This window comes from Bacteroides sp. 2_2_4 (genome assembly GCF_000157055.1).
GTDB classification, from domain to species: domain Bacteria; phylum Bacteroidota; class Bacteroidia; order Bacteroidales; family Bacteroidaceae; genus Bacteroides; species Bacteroides ovatus.
In genome coordinates this window covers 115,502-131,826 of sequence record NZ_EQ973363.1, presented here as the reverse complement: position 1 = coordinate 131,826, position 16,325 = coordinate 115,502, and the positions used below count along the sequence as shown (strand labels likewise).

11 protein-coding genes are annotated in these 16,325 nt (G+C 39.9%); 7 read left to right on the top strand and 4 right to left on the bottom strand.

Features of this window, described 5'->3' with window-relative positions; all coding sequences use genetic code 11:
- Window positions 1–94 precede the first annotated feature (94 nt).
- The 3 genes from BSCG_RS08985 to BSCG_RS08995 all read left to right on the top strand — a co-directional run bounded on the left by BSCG_RS08985 (window position 95) and on the right by BSCG_RS08995 (window position 3,888).
- Entirely contained in the window at window positions 95–2,164 is a 2,070-nt protein-coding gene (locus BSCG_RS08985) for an RNA degradosome polyphosphate kinase (protein WP_032849633.1), read from the top strand.
- Entirely contained in the window at window positions 2,161–3,087 is a 927-nt protein-coding gene (locus tag BSCG_RS08990; RefSeq protein WP_008776591.1) for an exopolyphosphatase, read from the top strand. The genes BSCG_RS08985 and BSCG_RS08990 overlap by 4 nt, the downstream gene beginning before the upstream one ends.
- A 153-nt stretch (window positions 3,088–3,240) precedes the next feature.
- Complete coding sequence (locus BSCG_RS08995) at window positions 3,241–3,888, top strand: GNAT family N-acetyltransferase (protein WP_004303716.1); 648 nt, start codon at window positions 3,241–3,243, stop codon at window positions 3,886–3,888.
- A gap of 844 nt (window positions 3,889–4,732) precedes the next feature.
- Here the strand turns inward: BSCG_RS08995 and BSCG_RS09000 are convergent.
- Together BSCG_RS09000 and BSCG_RS09005 are read right to left on the bottom strand one after the other, a co-directional pair.
- Window positions 4,733–7,078 (bottom strand): LruC domain-containing protein, encoded by a 2,346-nt coding sequence (locus BSCG_RS09000; RefSeq protein ID WP_004303717.1) that lies wholly within the window; start codon window positions 7,076–7,078, stop codon window positions 4,733–4,735.
- A 366-nt stretch (window positions 7,079–7,444) separates the two neighbouring features.
- Complete coding sequence (locus BSCG_RS09005) at window positions 7,445–9,304, bottom strand: SLC13 family permease (RefSeq protein ID WP_008776589.1); 1,860 nt, start codon at window positions 9,302–9,304, stop codon at window positions 7,445–7,447.
- 337 nt (window positions 9,305–9,641) lie between these two features.
- Here BSCG_RS09005 and BSCG_RS09010 point away from each other — a divergent pair, with 337 nt between their 5' ends.
- A complete protein-coding gene (locus tag BSCG_RS09010) occupies window positions 9,642–11,267 on the top strand; it encodes an ATP-binding protein (protein WP_032848889.1) in 1,626 nt (541 codons plus the stop codon).
- A gap of 76 nt (window positions 11,268–11,343) precedes the next feature.
- Here BSCG_RS09010 and BSCG_RS09015 read toward each other — a convergent pair whose 3' ends face one another.
- On the bottom strand, window positions 11,344–12,489 hold the full coding sequence (locus BSCG_RS09015; RefSeq protein ID WP_004300100.1) for an iron-containing alcohol dehydrogenase: 1,146 nt from the start codon (window positions 12,487–12,489) through the stop codon (window positions 11,344–11,346).
- 79 nt (window positions 12,490–12,568) lie between these two features.
- Window positions 12,569–12,709 (bottom strand): hypothetical protein, encoded by a 141-nt coding sequence (locus tag BSCG_RS30035; RefSeq protein WP_004300101.1) that lies wholly within the window; start codon window positions 12,707–12,709, stop codon window positions 12,569–12,571.
- Window positions 12,710–13,069: 360 nt separating this feature from the next.
- Here BSCG_RS30035 and trpB point away from each other — a divergent pair, with 360 nt between their 5' ends.
- From trpB to BSCG_RS09030, 3 genes are read left to right on the top strand one after another with little or no spacing between them, the layout of a single operon-like run.
- Window positions 13,070–14,257 (top strand): tryptophan synthase subunit beta, encoded by a 1,188-nt coding sequence (trpB, locus tag BSCG_RS09020; protein ID WP_004303719.1) that lies wholly within the window; start codon window positions 13,070–13,072, stop codon window positions 14,255–14,257.
- A 48-nt stretch (window positions 14,258–14,305) separates the two neighbouring features.
- Window positions 14,306–15,712, top strand: coding sequence for an anthranilate synthase component I family protein (locus BSCG_RS09025; RefSeq protein WP_008776587.1), 1,407 nt, complete (start codon window positions 14,306–14,308; stop codon window positions 15,710–15,712).
- 45 nt (window positions 15,713–15,757) lie between these two features.
- A complete protein-coding gene (locus BSCG_RS09030) occupies window positions 15,758–16,324 on the top strand; it encodes an anthranilate synthase component II (protein WP_008651733.1) in 567 nt (188 codons plus the stop codon).
- The last annotated feature ends 1 nt before the right edge of the window (window position 16,325 follow it).

The window sequence follows — 16,325 nt, the reverse complement described above, 5'->3', positions numbered from 1 at the left end:
ATAAACATTGTAATAAGTTCGTAATAATATCGTTATGACGATTACATCTCACATTGATATTTTTGCAGAAATTTTAAACAGTTCCTTTTTCACAATGAAACAAAGCGAAATAAAAAAGAAATACCCTTATGTAGAGCGTGACATCAGTTGGATGTACTTCAACCAACGTATTCTGCTAGAAGCCGCCCGTCCAGAAGTGCCACTGCTGGAACGACTCACTTTTCTTGGCATCTATTCAAATAACCTGGATGAATTCTTCCGTGTCCGTGTAGCGACTCTGAACCGGATCGTAGAATATGCCGATAAAAACATACAGGCAGAACAAGAAACCGCCGCCTGCACTCTGAAACAAATAGGAAAGCTGCACAATCGTTACTACAAGCAGTTTGAGGAGATATTCGCTTCCATTATGGAGGAATTGAAGAAAGAGAATATCTACGTCATCAAAGATGCGGAAATGACGGACGAACAGAAAGCATTCGTCACTTCTTTCTATCGCAACAAACTGAATGGTTCTACCAATCCGCTTTTCCTCAATGGAACCCGCCCGCTGGACGATCAGACAGATGAGGATATTTACCTTGCCATCCGTCTGCTGCGCAAAGATGAAACGGGAAAGATAAAGGAGAAAGACTATGCAGTGATTGAACTGCCGACCGGAGACTTCGGCCGTTTTATTCAATTACCTGATTCGGATGGAAAAACATATCTCATGTTTCTTGATGACGTGATCCGCTATTGTTTGCCGATGATTTTTGTTGGCATGAAGTACACAGATTATGAGGCGTACACTTTCAAATTCACTAAAGACGCCGAAATGGAAATTGACAGTGATCTGCGGACAGGGGTACTTCAGAAGATTTCCAAAGGTGTGAAAAGCCGGAAGAAAGGGGAACCGATCCGTTTCGTCTATGACGAACAAATTCCTAAAGACTTGCTGAAAAAGTTGACCGGTCGCCTGAACGTGGATAAGAATGACACGCGTGTAGCCGGAGGACGCTATCACAATTTCAAGGATTTGATGAAATTTCCGGTTTGCGGTCATCATGAACTGAAATATCCTGTTTGGGAACCTATCTTCAAGCCTGAACTGAATGGCATGGAAAGTCTGCTCACTTTGATTCGTCGGAAAGATCGTTCCTTACATTATCCTTATCATAGTTTCGATACTTTCATCCGTGTGTTGCGAGAAGCCGCTATCAGTAAAGAAGTAAAAAGTATCAAGATGACGCTTTATCGTTTGGCTAAAGACTCCAAAGTGATAAAGGCTTTAATCAGTGCAGCCAAAAACGGAAAAAAAGTCACAGTAGTTATCGAACTGTTGGCACGTTTTGATGAAGCGTCTAATATCAACTGGAGCAAGAAAATGCAGGATGCGGGGATTCATGTTATTTTCGGAGTAGAGGGTTTGAAAATTCATTCTAAATTGCTGCATATCGGCACTCGGCACGGAGATATCGCCTGCATCAGTACAGGAAATTTCCATGAAGGAAATGCACGTATGTATACTGACTATACCATTATGACTGCTCACCGTCCCATTGTCCGGGAAGTCAATGCCGTATTCGATTTTATCGAAAAGCCTTATACTCCTGTTGATTTCAAAGAATTGCTCGTTTCTCCCAATGATATGCGTAAACGATTCATTGCGCTTATCAACAAAGAGATAAAAAATAAGGAACAGGGAAAAGAGGCTTATATCCTTGCTAAAGTAAATCATATTACTGACCGTGCACTTGTTGAAAAGCTATACGAAACCTCAACAGCGGGTGTTCAAGTGGAACTGGTAGTACGCGGTAACTGTTCTTTAGTGACAGGCGTTCCGGGTATCAGCGAGAATATACACATCAATGGTATTATCGACCGTTATCTCGAACATTCGCGCATTTTCATCTTCGCCAATGGTGGAGAAGAAAAATACTACATTGGTTCTGCCGACTGGATGCCTCGCAACCTGGATAATCGTATTGAGGTGGCGGCACCGGTCTATGATAAAGAAATCCAGGCAGATTTAAAACGAATTGTCTGCTACGGATTCCGGGATACGGCAAAAGGAAGAATTGTGGATGGTACAGGCGAGAACCGGGAAAAAGAACGGGAAGAGAACAGTGTCCCATTCCGCTCACAAGAAAAATTATATAACGAATACAAGAATACATTATGATAAGTATGAAGAAAGTTAATTATGCGGCAATAGATATAGGCTCTAATGCGGTGCGGCTGCTGATAAAATGTGTAAACGAGGAGAATGCGCCCGAATTAATGAGTAAGGTACAGCTCATCCGTATTCCGTTACGGTTGGGAGAAGACGCCTTTACTGTGGGGGTTATCTCTACAGAAAAAGAGAAGAAACTGATTCGGCTGATGAAAGCCTACAAACAATTAATGAAGATATATGATGTGGTAGACTATCGTGCGTGTGCCACCTCTGCCATGCGTGATGCACGTAATGGCAAGGATATCGTTCAGCAGATCGTCAAAAAAACGGGTATCCGTGTAGAAATCATCGACGGGCAGGAAGAGGCGCATATTGTTTACGACAATCATATCGAACAGTTATTTGCTTCAGGACAAAATTACTTGTATGTAGATGTAGGAGGTGGTAGTATGGAAATTAATCTCATCAGCAACGGTGAACTGAAAAATTCCCGTTCATATAATATAGGTACGGTACGTATGCTTAGCGGTATGGTAAAGGAAGAAGAAAAGGAAGCTTTGCGCACTGACCTGATAGGGCTTGCCACAGAATATACCCCTATCAGCATCATCGGTTCGGGAGGAAATATTAATAAGTTATTTCGTTTAGCGGACAAGAAAGACAAAAAAGCGTCTCTCCTACCCATCGAATCACTGCAAGATATATATGAAACATTAAAAGCCCTCTCTACCGAACAACGTATTAAGCAATATAAGTTGAAACCGGACCGGGCCGATGTTATTGTTCCTGCTGCAGAGATATTTCTCGAGATAGCTACTCATGTAAAAGCTACCGGAATTATTGTACCTACCATCGGACTGTCCGACGGTATTATAGACAGCTTGTACACGCAAAACATGAACAGGCCTGATTCTCCGCAATCTCGATGAATGAATATATAAAAAACTCCTGATACTAAGTCTGGATATACTAGTATCGGGAGTTTTTGTCTCATCTTGCTATAATGTATAGATTCATCTTTAAAAGAGTTAGGTATTCGGATTTTGTTCTTTATATTTGTGCAACTATATATTTGAAACAATATGGATATAAAACTTAGAATTGAGCAATCTTCGGATTATCATGAAACCGAAAACATTACACGGGAAGCATTCTGGAATCATTATTCTCCGGGATGTGACGAACATTACCTCCTTCATATTATGCGTAACCATCCTAAGTTTGTGCCGGAGCTCGATATTGTTGCAGAACATAATAACAAGATTGTCGGTAATGTTGTCTGCCTCAAATCATTTATCATGGCAGATGACGGTAACCAATATGAGGTTTTGAGCCTGGGGCCCATTTCTGTCCTCCCCGAATACCAACAGCAAGGTATCGGAGGAAGAATGATTGCACTTACCAAAAAATTAGCTTCCGAAATGGGATTTCGTGCTATTTTACTTTGTGGTGACCCGGATTATTATCTCCGACAAGGATTCATTCCTGCCGAAACATTAGGGATTCGCACTGAAGACAATATGTATGCTACTGCTCTTCATGTTTGTGAATTATATGATAATGCTTTAGCCAATGTAAAAGGCCGTTATATAGAAGATAAAATATATCAGATTGATAAATCTGCTGCTAATGAGTTCGACAAGCGATTTCCTCCAAAAGAAATTGTAGTTGGTACTCCGTCACAAAAACGGTTTAATCAGATAGTAGTGATGCAGAAAAAAGCGAATTAAGGTTGAATAACCTAAATCGCCTGATTTGTACATCTCTGGAGCTCGGTCCTGCTATGATATTAAGCAACTATCATTCAATATAGTTACCATTCTTCGTATCTTTGCAGTTACAAAACATTCAACATGAGAAATTTGAATTTACAAAAAGATACTACTGACACTTTGTAATTCTTAATCTATCAGGGATCGCTTCTTTCCTCCCTTTGGCTGAAGTAAAATTTTTCTGCCACTGTAGAGGGCTTTATTCAATTCACTATTCTACAATTAAGCATGATATATATACATTTTAATACGCGCACAGCATTTCTACAATCAAACGGGCATCACATGTACTAATAAAGTTCCCTTTTACTTTTTTCTTTTTACCATTATCAAAGCCCCAAATAGAAAAATCAATGGAAAGAAAGTAGGAAATTCTAACAACATTTACGATATAGCGACACTATCCCAATGGTTTGTTTACTTCATCCATAGCTTTTGATGACATTATCCGCATCTTTTACTTACTTTATCCTTATGTTTTTTACAAATATAGCGGCGCTTTTGATGTAAATATGCGGTGCTTTACGCAATAAAGGCATTGTTTTTCAATAAATCATGGGGATTTTCCTGCTAATAGAGAAGAATGATAGAACATGAGAGATAGCAAAACCCTTGATTACACGAACAATCGTCAGAATAATCAGAGATTCTAAAACTTTATGTATTTACTTTGTCATCGAATGGGTAATTACATAAAAAAGGGGAGCATTAAGGCAGCACTTACTTCCTACAATCTCCCCATAATCAATGCACACAAGTTCTTTTCGAATAAAACTGTTTGCAATATTTCTCTTTAATAGTTTTAGTACTGAATCACTTTATCACTACTAACTGTCTTATACCAATCAGTAGTTGAGCTCTGATCGTGTGCCCAATCTGCAAATTTAGAATATGCGTTCGTTATCACTGTTGTTTCTGTTGGATAAGCAAATTTATCAGGAACACACAAAGCCCATGTATTATTAACTGCCTTGATTACCTCAAGCACCTCATTATCCGCCAATTGTCCATTCGCCGTAGCCGAATTAAAATGAGTCAAATGGATTTCTGTTCTCTTTTGACCTATCCCCTGATAAGCAATGAAGAAGTCTAAACCATCTGTCACACTAGGGACGGATATTTCATTTTTAAGTTTGACGTTCACTTCAAGAGTATATATATCTGTAAGAGGAGTGCTAGCATTCCCAGTATTCAACATGGGGCGTTGTGCTCCTGTATATCCATATACATAATGTGCGTCTCCAAATAAAGGAATCACAAGTTCATTGCCATTGGCTTCATAAGATGCATTTTCAAATATACCAGAATTTAATGAGCCGGTACGTTGAGCAGCGCCTGCACCAAAACTTATCTCTTCCACATTATTTTTGTCTATTCCTCGTATTCTCAAACCAGCACCTAATTGTTTCACGGCACCAACTGCCCGAAGGTCAATTTTATATTTTAGTTCTTTCACATCATTACCGGCTGCAGGCAAAGTTACATTCAACACAATATCATTGAAATCGTAATCTCCTGCTTTCGGATAGTTATCTTCGAAAGCATAAGAATAAACTGCATATCGAATTTCTACATCATCCGGTTTTTCATCAGAGTTATACCCTTCTTTAACACAGTCACCGTCAGCAGGAAGTATAAATTCTGCTTTGCCCGGATTACAATAGGTAGCACCTTGCTGTAATCCCTTATTTACTAGCCATGCAAAAGGAGACCAGTTATAATGTGCTTCGCCTTTATATGTTTGATCTGTTATTTCACAAATGATATTATTACTTACTTTAGAAGCAGATTGAGCCAGACCGGAAGTATTATCTATTTCGTGAATTCTTAATAAGGCAGTTCCTTGTGTCGGACCGGTAACTGTTCTGAATAAATTAGCTTTGCCCGTACAAGTCAACATGGATTGTGCTTCCATCACGATATTATTATCATTTCCATTACCCGTCAATTCTTTGCAAATAGCTTCGGAAGTATTTCCCATAACAAGCGTACCAAATTGTAATTTTCCAGCTTTCAGATAACAACCGTTTTTAATATTAGTATTATTGTTGCCATCTATATTTTCGACTTCAATGGTTCCATGATTTATCAATGTCGTACCATTTGTAGAAGCATTATAAGAATTCAGTTTAAGTGTTCCATAATTCACAAAATCAACTCCGTTTCCACTTCCATCAATTTTCAAAAAGTCACAATCAATCGTACCCGCATTATAGTTTGTACGCCCAGCCGAACTATTTGTTATCTGAATACCTCTGTCACCAACAATACTTCCTCCCTGCATCACAGTTATATAAGAAGCCCGCGTTAATATCAGACTCCCATTTTTAGCAATCTCTATCTTTCCACCATTCTCAACGATAATTTCTGTAATATCAGAAAATTGATTACTATTCTCTATAACCCATGTGCTTCCTTGAGGAACGATTACTTTCACAGCACTTATTTCTCCATCTCTATTTCCAGTTGCACTAAATCCAGCTTTAAAAGTTCCTTCCTGAATCTTAAACCAACGCTCACTTTCTGTAAAAACAGGAAATTGACCATAACTTCCACCCCAGCCAGACTTTGCAGAAAGATCCCAATTAGCCTGAATGACAGTAGAAATTGCCTTTTTAGCACTAATAAAATCGGCTGTATAAGGAGCTTCCATGACTGGTATACTAGTCGTCACAGCTCGTGATATAGAACGTGTTGGCGTACCTTTGTCTCCAAAGTGCGCTGTCACTGTACCATTTTCAATCGCTGTCGGTTGGACCAGATAACGTTTGTGTTCATCTATACGCGCAACAAACACTTTATCAAGAGATGTTGCGCAATCCATCACCACATCCAAAGTCATACTTTGAGTGACAGTTCCTTCCGCTAAGAGTTTTGCTGTACTTTCCGGGCTTAATGGATCGGCATCAAATATCTGTATCTTATAATCTACTCCTTGATCCCCATTGATTGACACATGTGCCGTTACACTTCGTGACATTGTCCAATCACCATCAGAGTCGATGTTTTTTACAGGAAAAGTTTCTTCGTAAATTTGTTTCAGTTGATCTGCATTAAACAGATTTTTCTCATTATCAACGCAACTAATAAAACTGATAGAAGATACTAACAACGAAAAAGTGAAGATTTTTACAATGCTTTGTTTCATAATCTTTAAATACTTAAGTTTGCTTTATTTGCACAAAAAATAAAAATCATTACGAATCAACAATCAGCAATGAATGTACAAAGATAGTTGTATTTACAAATAAGAAACGGATAAAGTTGTATTTTTCGACCTACGGTTAACATCTTTTAAAAGATAAGGCTTTAATTACTCCCAATAAAAAACGACCTATTACATTATTGAATATTAAAAGCTTAGAAGTACAAATATGCAATATGCAATCAAAAAAAAGAGTTGCAGATTCTATGCAACTCTCAATTAAACGACAAAGATCCAGTGTTACAAAGCACTACAACTACAAAATACCGAGCTCTTTCATCTCCTTATTAAAAGGATAAAAATTAAAAACTAAAAGGGGAAAATCAATGGTAATACAAAAATCATCACGATTCCCATAATAATCTGCAACGGCAATCCTACTTTTACATAATCCATAAAAGTATATTGACCGGCAGGCATCACCAGGGCGTTAGGCGGTGTAGAGAATGGAGAAGCGAAACACATACTTGCACCTACCGTCACAGCAAACAAGAAGGGAACCGGACTTACTCCGATCTGTATGGCACTTTGCAGAGCAATCGGTGCGAGTAAGACAGCCGTAGCTGTATTGCTGATAAACATCGTCATCAACGAAGTCGTAAAGTAAATACCTGCCATCAACGCAACAGGTCCGTATGATCCCAAGCCGTTAACCAGCGTATTGGAAATGTATTCCGAAGCTCCCGTTTTCTCCAATGCCAGAGACATAGGAAGCATAGCTGCAATCAATACAATACTCTCCCAGTTGATCGTTTTATAAGCTGCTTCTACATTACGGAAACATCCGGTTAATACCATCAATATACCCGCTATCATAACGGCTGTAACCGGAGCAACCGGAATAAAATCGAATACCATCATTACTACCATTAATACCATAATAGCAGCCGCTACCGGAGCTTTATAATCTAATGTAACTTTAGCCGCTTCCGCCAAAGGTTGTCCCAAAACAACCCAATCAGAATCTTCCTTGCTAAGACGAGCTATATTATTCCACGTTCCCTGAACCAGAAGCACATCACCACTATGAATCCGCTCATTTCCCAAATCCTGCAACAAGTATTCCTTTTTACGACGGATTCCTAATACGTTCACATTAAACTTATCACGAAAACCGGCTTCCTTAATTGTTTGGTTTATCAAATTAGAAGCTGGCATCAACACTATTTCAGCAATACCGATGTCATAAAAATCCAGAGAGTTAGTTGCGCTTTGAGTTTCTTCCGTTGCATGGTCACCTAAAATCTCTAGCAGGAAATCTTCTGCAAAAAGCTGTACCTTATCAAATTCTCCTGTCACATACAAAATATCCTCGGCTTGCAACATCGTGTCCGGTGCAGCAAACTTCTGGGTAATCGTTTTCAGAAAACGATGTTGCGATGCATCACCACGACGCACTTCCATGATATTCAAACCATATTTGCGACGAATATCCAAGTCAATAATCGTCTTGCCCAAAAGCCGGGAATCTTTTATTACCTGCAAACGAAACAGATTGCTAGAAAGCCCATATTCATTTACCAACTGTTTCAGTGACTTACCCGAACGTTTATTATCATCTTTCTGGCCTTTTTTAGAAAGAAACCATTTGCTAAGTGGTATCAATACCAGCGTACCGACAATCACACAGACAATGCCGACAGGCAGGAAAGAGAAGAAGGAAAGCGGTTCAAGTCCGGCAGAAGTCAACGTATTTTGTATCACAAGGTTCGGCGGAGTACCGATTAAAGTCATCATACCTCCCATACTACTTGCAAAAGCCAACGGCATCAACAGCCTGCTCGGATTCATACCGGCACTCATTGCCAGACTGACAACAATAGGAAGCATCAGTGCCACCGTTCCTGTGTTACTGACAAACGCACCAATGGCCGAAGTCACCAACATCACCAACAGAAATAACCGGATCTCACTGGTTCCCGCAAGTTTAAGAATACGGGAACTAATCATCTTTGCCAATCCCGTTTGAAAGATAGCCCCTCCCACTACAAACAATCCGATCATCATAATGACTACCGAATTAGAAAAACCGGAAAGTGCTTCATCAGGAGTTAATATCTGAAAAATAAGTAAGGCTATCAGTGCACACAGTGCCACAATATCCGAACGAACCTTGCCGTTCACGAAAAAGACAGCCGAAAGAACGAGAATAATAATGGTTATTAGCATACGTAATTAAATGATTGTTTTATTTTGACTCTATCAAAACTTATTTAGGTGAACAAAAATAGAAAATACTCCAGCGTTATTAAAACAAACTAGAAATGATTTTAGTTCATGAGACATCATTTAATATTTTAATACATTTTCTTTCTGAAAAAAGAATCGAAATCAAGCAAAATATGATACCATACAAGAACTACAAGACACCATACCTCCACTATTTCTTCATCGCATATAATTACAGTCTCACAATATAATGTTGAAAGACAATATATTTATGTATTATTTTTTGAAAGTTAAAGAACAATTCATATCTTTACACCTCATTTATATCAAACATTTTATGGCAAACAATTATTTGTTAAATTATTGGATTAACGAAGTTCATTGGGGTTATAATTATTTACTAGTAGTTATTTTGCTCCTTGTCATCAGCATCTTACTATATAGAATCCGAAAATTGCAAAAAACGATTAAAAAGACCAATCATTCCTACCGTTTCTCCTTTGATATTCTCGATAATCTTCCTTTCCCCATCTTTGTAAAAGATATTACAAACGATTTCCGATACTATTACTGGAATAAAGAATCAGCCGCTCAATCCGGCATTAGCAGTGAAGAGGCCATCGGACATACTGATTATGAAATTTACGGAGAAGAAAGAGGTGAAAAATACCGGCATATCGACAAAGAACTCATACAAGCAGGCAAAGTATATCGCAAAGAAGAAAAATACACCACTCCCGATGGAATCACCCATGATACTATTGCCGTTAAATCTATTATTTCATGGGAAGGAGAAAAGAAATGGCTGTTGGCAACCCGGTGGGATATCACACAACTCAAGAATTATGAAAGAGAATTAGTTGCCGCCAAGGAAGAACTGGAAAAAGCATTGAAGAAGCAAAAACTAGCTCTAAAAAGTATCGACTTCGGCCTTATCTATATTGATAAAAATTACCGGGTACAATGGGAGGAAACAAGACAAATAGCCAGCCTGGTAAAAGGCAGACGATACATACCGGGAAAAATTTGCTATCAGACCAGTGCACTTCGTAATGAACCGTGTGGACAATGTGCTTTCAAGAAAGCTATCGAACAGGGCAAAATTATCCGGCATACCATCAGAGTAGACGATGTAGATTTTGAAGTGACCGCAACACCTGTATTCGGCGATGAAAAGGAAACTGAAATTATTGGAGGATTACTTCGTTTTGAAAACATCACTGAAAAATTAAAGATGGACAAAATGCTGCAGGAAGCAAAGGAAAAAGCCGAAGAATCCAATCGGCTCAAATCTGCCTTTCTCGCTAATATGAGCCATGAAATACGAACCCCGCTAAATGCGATTGTAGGATTCTCCGAAATGGTTTGCCAAACGGAGGAAGAGGAAGAGAGAAAAGAATTTGTAAAAATCATCTCCAGCAACAATATCTTATTATTGCAACTAATAGACGACATCCTCGATCTTTCTAAAATTGAAGCCGGTACTATGGAATTCACATTTGCACAGACTGATATCAACGAATTGATGGAAGGTATTTGCAGACAAATGCAAGAAAAGAATTCTTCCCCAGACATTCAAATCTTATTCACAGAGAAAGCAGATCAATGCATGATGTATACCGACCGCATACGTCTATCACAGGTTATCATCAACTTTACAAATAATGCTTTGAAATTCACCCCTAAAGGTTCTATCGAAATGGGATACCGGATTGAAGAAGCCAAAGATGAAATATACTTTTATGTAAAAGATACAGGTATCGGAATTCCTGCTGACAAGATAGATAAAGTGTTTGAACGCTTCGTCAAACTGAACTCCTTTATTAAAGGGACAGGACTCGGACTAGCCATCTGCCGTGTCATAGTAGAAAGACTGGGCGGGGTTATCGGAGTGGAATCTAAAGAAGGAGAAGGCTCTCGCTTCTGGTTCAGAATTCCAAGGTCAGAGAAAATTGAGAAATAATAAAAAGAAAAGAGGATATTGTGAAAAGTATGTTCCAATATCCTCTTTATCCTATATTTTTAATGTAAGAGTATACTTAAAGTGCAGTCTCTAATATCCTGCGGGCAACAGCACCCGTTACATTTCCATTCTCTCCATATTTAGCACCACGTTCATTGAATCGGCGTTCGATTTCCAGAATAGTATCCTGTCCGATGTTCTCTTCATGCAAACGTGTAGTCAGCCCAAGCGAACGAAAGAACTCTTCGGTATGACAAATCGCTTCATCAATCCGTTCTTCTCGCGTACCGGAAGTAATTCCCCAGACTCTTTCACCATACTGCAAAAGTTTATCTCCTTTTTCTTCATGAAGCACCTGTAAAGTGGCAGGAAGAACAATGGCTAACGTATGACCATGTGTCAATCCGTGCAAAGCAGTAATTTCATGGCCAATCATGTGAGTTGCCCAGTCTTGCGACACTCCCATAGCAATAAATCCATTCAATGCCATTGTAGCCGAAAGCATAAAATCAGCCATCAGTTGATAATCATGCTGGTTTTCACGGATTTTCGGAGCTATTTCTACCAAAGTTTGTAAAATGCCTTCCGCCCAACGATCCATAATGCGGCTCTGCCCGGGAGTAGTCATATATTGCTCCATCACATGAACAAAGGTATCAGCCAAACCACAGGCCACCTGATGAGGAGGCAAGGTAAAAGTTACTTCCGGGTCAAGAATAGAGAAGATTGGATAGTTAGCATAAAAAGGATATTTCTCTTTTGTTTCACGACGGGAAATAACTGCCCCGTTATTCATCTCCGAACCGGTAGCGGGCAAAGTCAATACAGTGGCAAGAGGTACAGTATGAGTGACTGGACGTCCGGCAAGTACTAAATCCCAGGCATCACCATCATACAGGATTCCTGCGGAAATCAATTTCGTACCGTCAATAACGGAACCACCACCAACAGCCAGCAGATAATCTACTTTCTCTTCTTTTCCCAAAGCAATAGCTTTACGGAGAGTTTCAATGGCAGGATTGGGTTCGATTCCCCAGAATTCTACTGTAAAATGATTCTTCAATGCTTCCTTTACCTGATCGTACACTCCGTTTTTCTTCACGCTTCCACCGCCAAAAGTAATCATAATACGCTTGTCGGACGGTATTTCTTTAGCCAACCGAGCAATCATCCCTTTTCCCATTATCAGTTTCACGGGATTTTGAAAAATAAAATTTTCCATATCTTAGTCTATTGTTATTATTTTGGTTATTAGTCACTATCCTTGCAAAGATATATGATTTATCCGAACCCTGTCAGAATCAAGCGAAGAATTGTTGTGCCACGGAAGGAACCATAGCCGACAACCAGGGTTTCATATCCTCTGCTACCAATAACCAATACAATAATAATATAATGAAAATGGCAATAGCGATACCTACTAAAACTTTTCTCTGTTTCATAATTGTTTTTGTTTAAATATTCAATATTTATAAGAACAGTTCAGGTTGAAAATTGTTCTATATCAGAAAAATGAAGGCAAAAGAGAAAAAAAGTCATTTTTTGTTTGCTGTTTCAAACAAAGTGTCTATATTTGCCCCCAATAAAATTACAAAAGACAATGAGAACAATGTTAGTAAATACATATTGGTGGTGGCACCCGTTACAACTCCGACAGTCGTAAGGGAGCAGTGCTCGTATGTATATACCTCATTAAAGATATAACAGATTTGAAAGAGCCCTGTCGCAACTTGCGGCAGGGCTCTTTTTATTTGCCCATTTTCGAACAGATTTAGATAATAACATAAAAAATAGATAGGATTATGAAAAGTTTTTTAGTTGACCAGGATGGCTATTACGGAGAATTCGGTGGTGCTTATGTACCGGAAATCCTCCACAAATGTGTTGAGGAACTGACGAACAAGTACCTCGAAGTGATTGAAAGCGAAGAATTTAAAAAGGAATTTGAGCAGTTATTACGCGACTACGTAGGACGTCCTTCCCCACTCTATCTGGCAAAACGCCTTTCCGAAAAGTATGGTTGCAAGTTGTATCTGAAACGGGAAGACCTGAATCATACCGGTGCACACAAAATCAACAACACCATCGGACAAATCTTGCTGGCACGCCGCATGGGAAAGAAACGCATCATCGCCGAAACCGGAGCCGGACAACATGGAGTAGCAACAGCTACCGTATGTGCGTTGATGGATATGGAATGTATCGTTTATATGGGAAAGACGGATGTAGAACGCCAACATATCAATGTGGAGAAAATGAAAATGCTGGGAGCTACCGTTATTCCCGTTACTTCCGGAAACATGACCTTGAAAGACGCAACCAACGAAGCGATCCGCGACTGGTGTTGCCATCCTGCCGACACTTATTATATTATCGGCTCTACCGTAGGCCCTCATCCTTATCCTGATATGGTGGCACGCCTGCAATCTGTTATCAGCGAAGAAATAAAAAAACAACTGCAAGAAAAAGAAGGACGTGACTATCCGGATTATCTGATAGCCTGCGTTGGAGGAGGAAGTAATGCTGCCGGAACGATTTATCATTATATCAATGATGAACGGGTAGGCATCATTCTGGCGGAAGCCGGAGGTAAAGGAATAGAAACCGGAATGACCGCCGCCACCATCCAACTCGGTAAAATGGGAATTATCCACGGAGCGCGTACTTACGTCATCCAAAACGAAGACGGACAGATTGAAGAGCCTTACTCGATTTCCGCCGGACTGGATTATCCGGGCATTGGTCCGATACACGCCAATCTTGCCGCACAAAGACGTGCCAACGTTTTGGCAATCAATGACGACGAAGCAATAGAAGCCGCTTACGAACTGACTAAACTCGAAGGTATTATCCCTGCACTGGAATCCGCCCATGCATTAGGAGCTTTGAGAAAATTGAAGTTCAAACCGGAAGATATCGTTGTATTGACTGTTTCAGGACGAGGAGACAAAGATATTGAAACCTATTTATCGTTTAATGAACAGCAATAAGTAATTAGTAAACCATCATTCGTAATCAATAATCAAGCAATTATAGAAATGAAAACATTTAATTATACAACTCATAGCAAACAAGTGCTCGGAGATATGCATACTCCCGTCAGCATTTATCTGAAAGTACGCGACATGTATCCTCAATCCGCATTAATGGAAAGTTCCGATTATCATGCCGGAGAAAATTCCCTGTCATTTATAGCCCTTTGTCCCTTGGCAAGCATCGGTGTAAACGGTGGCATTGTCACTGCCAACTATCCCGATAATAGCCGTACGGAAGAACCGCTGACAAAAACATTCAATGTAGAAAAGGCCATGAACCGGTTTATCAATCAGTTTCAGGTGGCCGGAGATAATAAGAATGTATGCGGACTTTACGGATATACGACGTTTAATGCCGTGAAGTACTTCGAGCACATCCCGGTGAAAGAAAGTCATGATGAGCAAAACGATGCTCCGGATTTACTATACATATTATATAAGTATGTCATTGTTTTCAATCATTTCAAAAATGAGCTGACATTAGTTGAAATGTTGTCCGAAGGAGAAGAAAGCGGTTTGCCGGAACTGGAAGCAGCCATCGAAAACCGGAATTATGCTTCCTACAATTTCTCTGTAACAGGCCCCGTAACCAGCCCCATCACCGACGAAGAGCACAAAGCAAATGTGCGCAAAGGAATCGCACACTGTATGCGCGGAGATGTTTTCCAAATCGTGCTTTCCAGAAGATTTATCCAACCATACGCCGGAGATGATTTCAAAGTTTATCGCGCACTCCGCAGCATCAATCCTTCTCCTTATCTTTTCTACTTCGATTTCGGAGGATACCGCATCTTCGGTTCTTCACCGGAAACACATTGCAAAATCGAAGATGGTCGTGCTTACATCGATCCGATTGCCGGAACTACCCGCCGTACCGGAGATGTAGTAAAAGACCGGGAACTGACAGAAGCTTTATTGGCTGACCCTAAAGAAAATGCAGAGCATGTCATGCTGGTTGATCTTGCCAGAAACGACCTTTCCCGTAATTGTCATGATGTACGCGTACTATTCTATAAGGAACCACAATATTATAGTCATGTCATTCACCTGGTAAGCCGTGTCAGCGGTATGTTGAATGAGGGCGCAGATAAAATAAAAACGTTTATTGATACGTTTCCTGCCGGCACATTAAGCGGTGCTCCCAAAGTACGCGCTATGCAGTTAATCAGCGAAATCGAACCACATAATCGTGGAGCCTATGGTGGCTGTATCGGTTTTATCGGATTGAACGGCGAATTAAATCAGGCTATCACTATCCGTACTTTTGTAAGCCGCAACAATGAACTCTGGTTCCAAGCCGGAGGAGGTATTGTAGCACGCAGTCAGGATGAATATGAACTGCAAGAGGTGAACAACAAACTGGGAGCACTGAAAAAGGCGATTGATTTAGCTGTCAAATTAAAAAATTGAAAGCAGAGATAGTATTTGAACAACCATTTTACAATGACAATAAAAATGAAAATATTACTTTTAGATAACTACGACTCTTTCACTTATAACCTACTGCACGCAGTGAAAGAATTAGGGGCTACAGATGTAGAAGTAGTCCGCAACGACCAGATAGAGCTTGATGAAGTAGACCGATTTGATAAAATCATCCTGTCTCCCGGACCGGGCATACCCGAAGAGGCCGGACTGCTATTACCTATTATTAAAAGATATGCTCCGACCAAAAGCATTCTGGGTGTCTGCCTCGGTCATCAAGCCATCGGCGAAGCTTTCGGAGCACGTCTGGAAAATCTCAAAGAAGTATATCATGGGGTACAGACTCCGATTACCATCCTTCACCAGGATTTGCTTTTTGAAGGGTTGGGAAAAGAAATCCCTGTTGGAAGATACCATTCCTGGGTAGTCAGCCGGGAAGGTTTTCCCGATTGCCTGGAAATAACGGCAGAAAGTCAGGAAGGACAAATCATGGCAATCCGCCATAAGACCTACAATGTACATGGTATTCAGTTCCATCCCGAATCAGTATTAACTCCGCAAGGAAAAGAAATTATTAAAAACTTCTTAAACGATTAAA

Excerpts from the sequence above, each read along its gene's own strand:
- BSCG_RS08990 (WP_008776591.1), top strand. The coding sequence starts at position 2,161 with ATGATAAGTATGAAGAAAGTTAATTATGCGGCAATAGATATAGGCTCT.
- BSCG_RS08995 (WP_004303716.1), top strand. The coding sequence starts at position 3,241 with ATGGATATAAAACTTAGAATTGAGCAATCTTCGGATTATCATGAAACC.
- BSCG_RS09000 (WP_004303717.1), bottom strand. The coding sequence starts at position 7,078 with ATGAAACAAAGCATTGTAAAAATCTTCACTTTTTCGTTGTTAGTATCT.
- BSCG_RS09030 (WP_008651733.1), top strand. The coding sequence starts at position 15,758 with ATGAAAATATTACTTTTAGATAACTACGACTCTTTCACTTATAACCTA.
- BSCG_RS09010 (WP_032848889.1), top strand. The coding sequence starts at position 9,642 with ATGGCAAACAATTATTTGTTAAATTATTGGATTAACGAAGTTCATTGG.
- BSCG_RS09015 (WP_004300100.1), bottom strand. The coding sequence starts at position 12,489 with ATGGAAAATTTTATTTTTCAAAATCCCGTGAAACTGATAATGGGAAAA.
- BSCG_RS30035 (WP_004300101.1), bottom strand. The coding sequence starts at position 12,709 with ATGAAACAGAGAAAAGTTTTAGTAGGTATCGCTATTGCCATTTTCATT.
- BSCG_RS08985 (WP_032849633.1), top strand. The coding sequence starts at position 95 with ATGAAACAAAGCGAAATAAAAAAGAAATACCCTTATGTAGAGCGTGAC.
- BSCG_RS09005 (WP_008776589.1), bottom strand. The coding sequence starts at position 9,304 with ATGCTAATAACCATTATTATTCTCGTTCTTTCGGCTGTCTTTTTCGTG.
- BSCG_RS09025 (WP_008776587.1), top strand. The coding sequence starts at position 14,306 with ATGAAAACATTTAATTATACAACTCATAGCAAACAAGTGCTCGGAGAT.
- trpB (WP_004303719.1), top strand. The coding sequence starts at position 13,070 with ATGAAAAGTTTTTTAGTTGACCAGGATGGCTATTACGGAGAATTCGGT.